The following is a 7,218-nucleotide window of genomic DNA, read 5'->3' on the forward strand; positions in this document are numbered from 1 at the left end:
GACAGCGCGACCAGGCCGACCGCGAAGCCCGCGGTGTAGCCGCCGCGGGTCGGGTCGCCGTCGCCCCCGCCGACCAGGAGCGCCGCGGCGACCTGGGCGCCGATCGCCCCGCCGATCATCCGGGCGACGGTGTTGACGCCCGTCGCCTCCCCGGTCTGGGCGGGCTCCACGTGCTGGACGACGAGCGTCGGCAGGCACGCGAACGCCGCGCCGATGCCGAAGCCGAGCAGGCCGGACGCCGCGAGCACGCCGAACGGCGCGTCGCGCGCGACCACGAGCAGCAGGAAGCCCAGCGCCGACGCGCCCGCGCCCGCCACCAGCAGCGGCCGCGGCCCCACGCGCCGCTCGATCCGCCCGGCGGCCACGCCGACGACGACGTTCAGCGCCGTCCACGGCAGCAGGTAGACCGTCGCCCCCAGCGGCGAGGCGCCGAAGCCCAGCGGCCCCGCCTCCTGCGCGTACTGGGGGATCAGCGCGAACGACGTGTAGAGCCCGACCCCGAACATGAACGCGACCGCGTTGGTCGTCCACAGGCCGCGGCGGCGGAGGACGCGCACGTCGATCAGGGGCTCGTCGCGGCGCAGCGCGTCGCCGACCCACCACGCCAGGATCAGGACGCCGAGCAGGACCCCGCCGAGCGTCGACGCCGACGTCCAGCCCCAGCGGTTGGCGAAGGTGATCGCCAGCAGGAAGACCACGAGGCCGCCGCCCAGGAGCGCGCCGCCGGCGAGGTCCACCCGGCCCGTCGCCTGCGGCGGGATCCGCGGGATCACCCACGCGGCGGCCCCCAGCACGACGAGGTAGCAGGGCAGCAGCAGCCAGAACAGCGCCTGGTAGGAGAGGTGCTCGGTCAGCACGCCCGCGAGGACGACGCCCAGCGCGCCCCCGACGCCGAGCAGCGCCGACAGGGTGCCGAGCGCGCCGGAGACCTTCTCGGGCGGCAGCTGGTGGCGGACGATCGCGAAGCCCAGCGGGAAGACGGCGCCGCCGACGCCGTGCAGCGCGCGACCGACGATCAGGCCCGGCAGCGAGGTGGAGACCGCGCACAGCAGCGTGCCGAGCGAGAGGCACGCGAGGACGACGAGCAGCATCCGCCGCAGGCCGAGCAGGTCGCCGAGCCGGCCGAGCGTCGGCGTCGCGACGACCGACGCGAGCAGGAACGCCGTCACGAGCCAGGTGGTCGCGTCCGCCGAGGCGCCGATCTCGCGCTGGATCTGCGGCAGCGCCGGGATCACCAGCGACTGCATCATCGAGTACGCCGTGGTCGCCGCCGCCAGGACCGCGAAGACGACGGCGGGGCTCGCCGGTGGGCGGGTGGCGGTCGGGGCGGGTTCGGGGCGGGACACGCGGGCTCCTCGGTGCGCCGCGGGGACCGGCGGCACGGGCGCCGCGGGGACGACGCGACGCGAGGCTCGCACCGCCCGTCGCGCGGACGCCACCCCGGTCACTCCGGCCGTTGTCGGGTCCACCAGCCGGGCCGGCCCCGCTCCGTACGGCCTCGCCGACCCGGGGCTACCGTCGGTCCACGGTGCTCCGCGACGGACGCCGACCGGCACGAGGAGGACGACGACATGCTCGAGATCGACGGCGACGACGCGGTGCGTGCCCTGGCCGGGCGCGACCTCGGCGCCAGCGCCTGGCACGAGATCACGCAGGAGCGCGTGGCCGCCTTCGCGGCGGCGACGGACGACTTCGAGCAGATCCACCTCGACGCCGACCACGCCCGGTCGATGGGGCTTCCCGGCACCATCGGCCACGGGCTCTTCACGCTCGCGCTGGGCCCGAAGATGCTCTACGAGCTGTGGACCGTGACCGGCGCCGGGCTCGGCCTGAACTACGGCTTCGAGCGCGTGCGGTTCCTGCAGCCCGTGCCGGTCGGCGGCCGCGTGCGGATGCGCGCGCGGGTCACCGACGTCACGGAGTCCGACGCCGGCTTCCGCATCGCGCTGGAGCAGACGTTCGAGCTCGAGGGCAGCGACCGGCCCGCCTGCGTCGCCGACGCCGTCGTGCTCTACCGGGGCGCCGCGGCGCCCGCGCTCACGGCGTCCTGATCCGCCGGACCCGGCGACGCAACCGTCCCCCCGCGGCACGGGCACCACGCCCCGTCACCGACGCCTTCCCCTTCCACCCCGACCCCGGACACCCATGATCCTCGACTCCGACCAGCAGGCGTTCGTCGACGCCGTCGCCGACTACTGCCGCCAGCGCGCCGGCACCCGCGAGCAGCGCGACGCCCTCACGCTCGGCGACACCCAGGCCAACAACCGCGGGATCCTCGACGAGCTCGGCGAGCTCGGGTGGCTCGGCGTGTCGCTGCCCGAGGCCTACGGCGGCGGCGGGATGGGGATGGTCGAGGAGTGCCTCTTCCTCGAGCACACGATCCACGGGCAGATCCCGGTGACCGGCTACTCGACGTCGCTGACCGCCGGGCAGTCGTACCTGCGCTGGGCGACCGAGGAGCAGAAGCTCGAGACGCTCGGCGGGATCTGCCGCGGGCGCCTGGAGGCGATCTCGCTGTCGGAGCCCGGCGCCGGGTCCGACCTGGCCGGCGCCCGCTGCCGCGCGACCCGCGACGGCGACGGCTGGGTCATCGACGGCCAGAAGACGTGGTGCTCGATCGCGCACGTCTCCGACCACGTGCTCGTCCTGACCCGCACCGGCGGCGAGCGCCACCGCGGCCTGACGCTGCTGCAGGTGCCGACCGATCACCCGGGCCTCGAGATCCGGGCGATCGAGACGATGGAGGCGCGCACCGTCAACGACCTGTTCTTCACCGACTGCCGCGTCCCGGCCGACGCGATCGTCGGCAAGGAGGGCGAGGCGTGGGCGCAGCTGATGCCGGGCCTCGCCGTCGAGCGGCTGATCATCGCGGCGATGTCCGTCGGCGCCGCGCAGCGCGCGCTGGACGACGTCATCGCCTACGTGTCGGAGCGGCAGCAGTTCAACCGCACGATCGGCAGTTTCCAGGCCGTCCGCCACCGCATCGCCGACCTGGCGACCGAGGTCGAGTGCGCCCGCGCGCTGACCTACGACGTCGCGCAGCACGTCGACCAGCACGACCACCTGAACCTGCCGCGCGCCGTCAACCGGCAGGCGTCGATGGCGAAGCTCAAGGCCACCGAGGTCGCCAAGCACGCCGCGCTCGAGGGCATGCAGCTGATGGGCGGCTACGGCTACGCCAAGGAGTACGACATGGAGCGGCACGTGCGGATCGCGCTGGCCCCGCCGATCTACGGCGGCGCGAACGAGGTCCAGCGCGAGATCATCGGCAAGAGCTACGGGCTTTGAGCATGGAACGCAGGACGCTGGGGCTGGCCGGCGAGCGCTACCCGTCGATGGACGGGCTCGGGCTGTAGGGGCGCCCGCCGGCGCGGGCGCCTCCCGGCCGCCCGGCTCAGCGCGGCGCGGCGGCGAACCGCTCGCGCAGCTTGAACTTCAGGACCTTGCCGCCGACGGTCTGCGGCATCTCCTCGACGACCTCGACGCGCTTGGGGGTCTCGTAGCCGGCGAGGCGCTCGCGGCAGAAGGCGATCAGGCCGTCGGCGTCGAGCTCGCGGCCCGGGACGACCTCGACGACGGCGGTGACGATCTCGCCCCAGTGGTCGTGCGGGATGCCGACGACGGCGGCGCGGGCGACGGCGGGGTGCTGGGCGACGACGGCCTCGACGCGGAGGCTCGAGACGTTCTCGCCACCCGACTTCACGATGTCCTTGTAGCGGTCGACCATGACCTGGCCCCCGTCCTCGAGGTACGCGCACGAGTCGCCGGAGTGGAACCAGCCGCCGGCGAACGCCTCGCGGGTGGCCGCCTCGTCGCGGAAGTAGCCCGCGGTCACCACCGGCGAGCGGTAGACGGCCTCGCCCGGGACGCCCGCGACGCCGCGCAGCGACGCGCCGCGCTCGTCGACGATCCGCGCGCCGAGCAGCGGGTTGGGCAGCCCCACGTGGTTGGTGCCCGACGCCGACTCCGCGTGCTTGTCGGGCTCGCGCGCCGGCCAGAAGCGGAAGCACGACATCGACTCCGTCTGGCCGAAGACCTCGAGCAGCTCGGTCTCGCCGCACGCGGCCGACACGGCCTCCGTCAGGTCCGGTCGCATCGCGCCCCAGGAGAACATCGCGACGGTCAGGCTCGTCAGGTCCAGGCGGTCGGGCGCGGCCAGCGCCGCGTCGGCGATCCGGTGCAGGAACTGCGGCGCGCCGGCCCACAGGGCGGTGGCCCGCTCGGCGGTGATCGCCGCGGCGACCTGCTCCGGGTCCGGGCGGCGGCCGATGATCGACGTCCCGCCCGCGAAGAACGCCGGGAAGACCGTCGAGTTGTGGCCGCAGTGGTAGACGACCGGCAGGAACGTCAGCAGCCGCAGCTCGTCCTCGTAGCGCAGGCCGCGGGTCAGGGACGGGACGTACGAGCCGGCCGCGAGGTAGGAGAACGTGTGCGTCGCCATCGACGCCTTCGGCATCGCGGTCGTGCCGGACGTGAAGAGCACGCTCCAGACGTCGTCGGCGTGCAGGCGCGGCTCGACGTCGGGCTCCGTCGCCGGATGCCCGGCGATCCACTCCTGGAACGACGGGGAGCCCGCGACCGGGTCCCCGCCGATCGTGATCGTCGCGACCGGGGACAGGCCGGCGGCGGCGAACGGGGCCTCGGCCTTCGGCCACAGCTCCGCGTCGACGATCGCCGTCGTCGCGCCGACGTGGTCGATCGCCCAGGTCAGGACGTCCGGCGCGAGCAGCGGGTTGACCGGCACGGCGACCAGGCCGGCCTTGGCGATCCCGAACAGGGTCAGCAGCGCCTCGACGGAGTTCTCGCAGTAGAGGAGCACGCGGTCGCTGCGGCGCAGGCCCGCCGCGAGCAGCGCGTGGGCGACGCGGTTGGCGGCCTCGTCGGCCTGCCGGTAGGTCACGCGGGCGAAGGCGGGGTCCCCGTAGGCGCCCTCCCACCCGACGATCGCGTCGCGGTCCGGGTGGCTCCACGTGCTGCGCTCCAGGACGTCGCCGACGACCATCCGGTTCCAGCGCTGGTCGGCTCGTCGGCCGTGCAGGGTGGTGACGTCGAACTCCATGGGGCCCTCGCTGTCGGTGGCCCCGCCGGCGTCTCCGGCGGGGTCGTTCCGATGCTGCCCGGTGGAGCCGCGGGCGGGGCGCCGTCAGCCGGCGGGGGTGTCGAAGACGACAACCCGGGATCCGGCCAGCCGCAGCGCGGAGAGCGCCGCGCGGGCCATCAGCTGGTCGTCGACGTCGCCGGCGACGTCGAGCCCGGTCATCGTGCGGATCCGGCCGAAGCGGTGGCGGACCGTGTTCTCGTGGACGTCGAGCTCCGTCGCGGTCGCGCGGATGCTGCTCGCGCAGTCGAAGAAGCGCACGAGCGTCAGCAGCAGGTCGCGGATCGACGGGTCCGGGTCGAGCAGCGGCCCGAGCAGCTCCTCACCCATCCGGCCCGCGTCCGACGGGTCGGTCAGCAGCAGGCGGGCCGGGCCGAGCTCGTCGACCGTCAGGCCGACGACGCCCGCCGCCGGGGCGGCGCCGCTGGAGCGGATCAGCGCGCGGGACTGCTCGAGCGCGCGCGGCAGGCCGTCGAGGTCGCGGCACGCGGCCGCGACGCCGACGATGGTCCCATCGGACGCACCGGTGGCGCGCAGCGCGGCGACCAGCGCGTCGCGGGCCTCCGCCGCGGCCGCGCGCGGAGAGGTCTCGTCCGGCACGTCGACGACGACCGCCGTGCCGTGGGCGAGCCGCACGACCGAGACATCCAGCGGCGCGAGCGCGGCGGCGAGCCCCGCTGCGTCGCCGTCCGGGGCGGGCTCGATCGTCGCGACCAGCCGCGGACGGCCGTCGGCGATCCCGAGCCGGCCGGCGAGCGCCGGGGCCTGGGCGCCGTGCAGCGGCTCGCCGAGCAGCTGGGCGACGAGCAGCGCGCGGGCGTCGTCGCGGGCCAGGTCGACGGTGTGGCGCTGGCGGCCGGCGGCGGAGAGCGCCGCGGCGGCGCGGACCGCGAGCAGCAGGTCGAAGGACCCCACGCGCGTGCCGCGCTCGACGAGCGCGAGGAACCCGCGGCCGCCGTCGCCGACGACGATCGGCGTCGCCGTGCAGCGGTGCGTCAGGCCGTGGCCGAGGTCGGGCTCGACGAGCCGGCCCTGGCCGACCTCGATGCCGGAGAGCTGGTGGAGCACGAAGCGCGAGCCCTTGGTGCCCAGCGGCCCGACGCCGCCGGACTCGCCCGGCGCCACGCGGGCGATCAGCTCGCCGTCGGCGCCGACGACCTCGGCGGGCCGGCCGGCGAGCTCGGCGACCGCGGCGAGGACCTCGTCGAACGTGCCGCCGGCGACCTCGGCCAGGCGCCGCTCGACGAGCGTCGCGCGGCGCAGGACGGTGCGCTCGCGGGCGAGCTCGTCGCGGGTGACGGTCAGCTGGGCGACCCGCAGCGAGCGGTCGATCCAGCGGGCGGCCAGCGCGCCGAGCGCCATCGCGGCGGCCTGCTGGTCGGCGGTGAAGTCGTGGCGGCGGCCCTCGTCGTCGAGGTACGCCAGGCCGAGCACGCGGCCGGCGTGGACCATCGGGACGGCCATGACCGAACAGACGTGCTGGTCGCGGATGACGCTGCGGGCGGTGCGCGGGTCGCGCGAGACGTCCTGGACGGCGACCGGGGCCATCGTCCTCAGGACGTCGGCGGTGACGGCGTCGGACGGACCCGCCATCGTCAGGCGCTTGACGACCGGGTCCAGCGAGCGCGGGTGGCCGAGCCGCCCGCGGTAGCGGCCCGTGCGGCCGTCGACGAGGTAGACGCTGCAGCGGCCGACGTCGACCAGCGCGCAGAGCGCGGCCGCGGCCGGGCGCAGCATCGCGTCGAGGCCCTCCTGCTCGCCGACCTCGGCGAGGACCTCGCCGAACGCCCGCGCGGCGCGGCGCTCGGGGGCGTCGGCGTCGGGGGTGCCCGGCCGCGCGGCGGACCGGCCGCCGAGCGCGGGCCGCGCCCCGACGGGGAGCCCGCGCGCGTCGCGGGACCCGGTGCCGGCGGTGCCGGCCGACTCCGCCGAGCGGAGGGTGCTGTCGATCGTCGCCATCAGTCGTCTCCTCGGAGTCCCGCGATCGTACGCCCGGCGGCGACGAAATCGGCAACCATCGACGGATCGGCGTAGTACGCGTCCCCGCCGCCGGTCTCGTAGCGCCGCTTGCCGTACTCGAACAGCACCGCCAGGCGCCACAGCGCGAAGGCCGCGTACCA

5 protein-coding genes are annotated in these 7,218 nt (G+C 75.7%); 2 read left to right on the forward strand and 3 right to left on the reverse strand.

Annotated features, from left to right (window positions below):
* Positions 1–1,346: MFS transporter (locus AB0L40_RS25290; protein ID WP_364361158.1), on the reverse strand; the 1,346-nt coding region annotated here is incomplete at its 3' end.
* 225 nt (positions 1,347–1,571) lie between these two features.
* On the opposite strand from AB0L40_RS25290, the gene AB0L40_RS25295 reads away from it, so the two are divergent.
* Both AB0L40_RS25295 and AB0L40_RS25300 read left to right on the forward strand, forming a co-directional pair.
* Complete coding sequence (locus tag AB0L40_RS25295; RefSeq protein ID WP_364361160.1) at positions 1,572–2,051, forward strand: MaoC family dehydratase; 480 nt, start codon at positions 1,572–1,574, stop codon at positions 2,049–2,051.
* Between the two features lie 94 nt (positions 2,052–2,145).
* Positions 2,146–3,288, forward strand: coding sequence for an acyl-CoA dehydrogenase family protein (locus AB0L40_RS25300; RefSeq protein ID WP_364361162.1), 1,143 nt, complete (start codon positions 2,146–2,148; stop codon positions 3,286–3,288).
* 106 nt (positions 3,289–3,394) lie between these two features.
* On the opposite strand, the gene AB0L40_RS25305 is transcribed toward AB0L40_RS25300, so the two are convergent.
* Positions 3,395–5,059, reverse strand: coding sequence for an AMP-binding protein (locus AB0L40_RS25305; protein ID WP_364361164.1), 1,665 nt, complete (start codon positions 5,057–5,059; stop codon positions 3,395–3,397).
* A gap of 84 nt (positions 5,060–5,143) precedes the next feature.
* Complete coding sequence (locus AB0L40_RS25310; RefSeq protein ID WP_364361166.1) at positions 5,144–7,057, reverse strand: GAF domain-containing protein; 1,914 nt, start codon at positions 7,055–7,057, stop codon at positions 5,144–5,146.
* Positions 7,058–7,218: the final 161 nt, after the last annotated feature.

The organism is Patulibacter sp. NPDC049589, from assembly GCF_040675535.1.
Taxonomy (GTDB): Bacteria; Actinomycetota; Thermoleophilia; order Solirubrobacterales; family Solirubrobacteraceae; genus Patulibacter.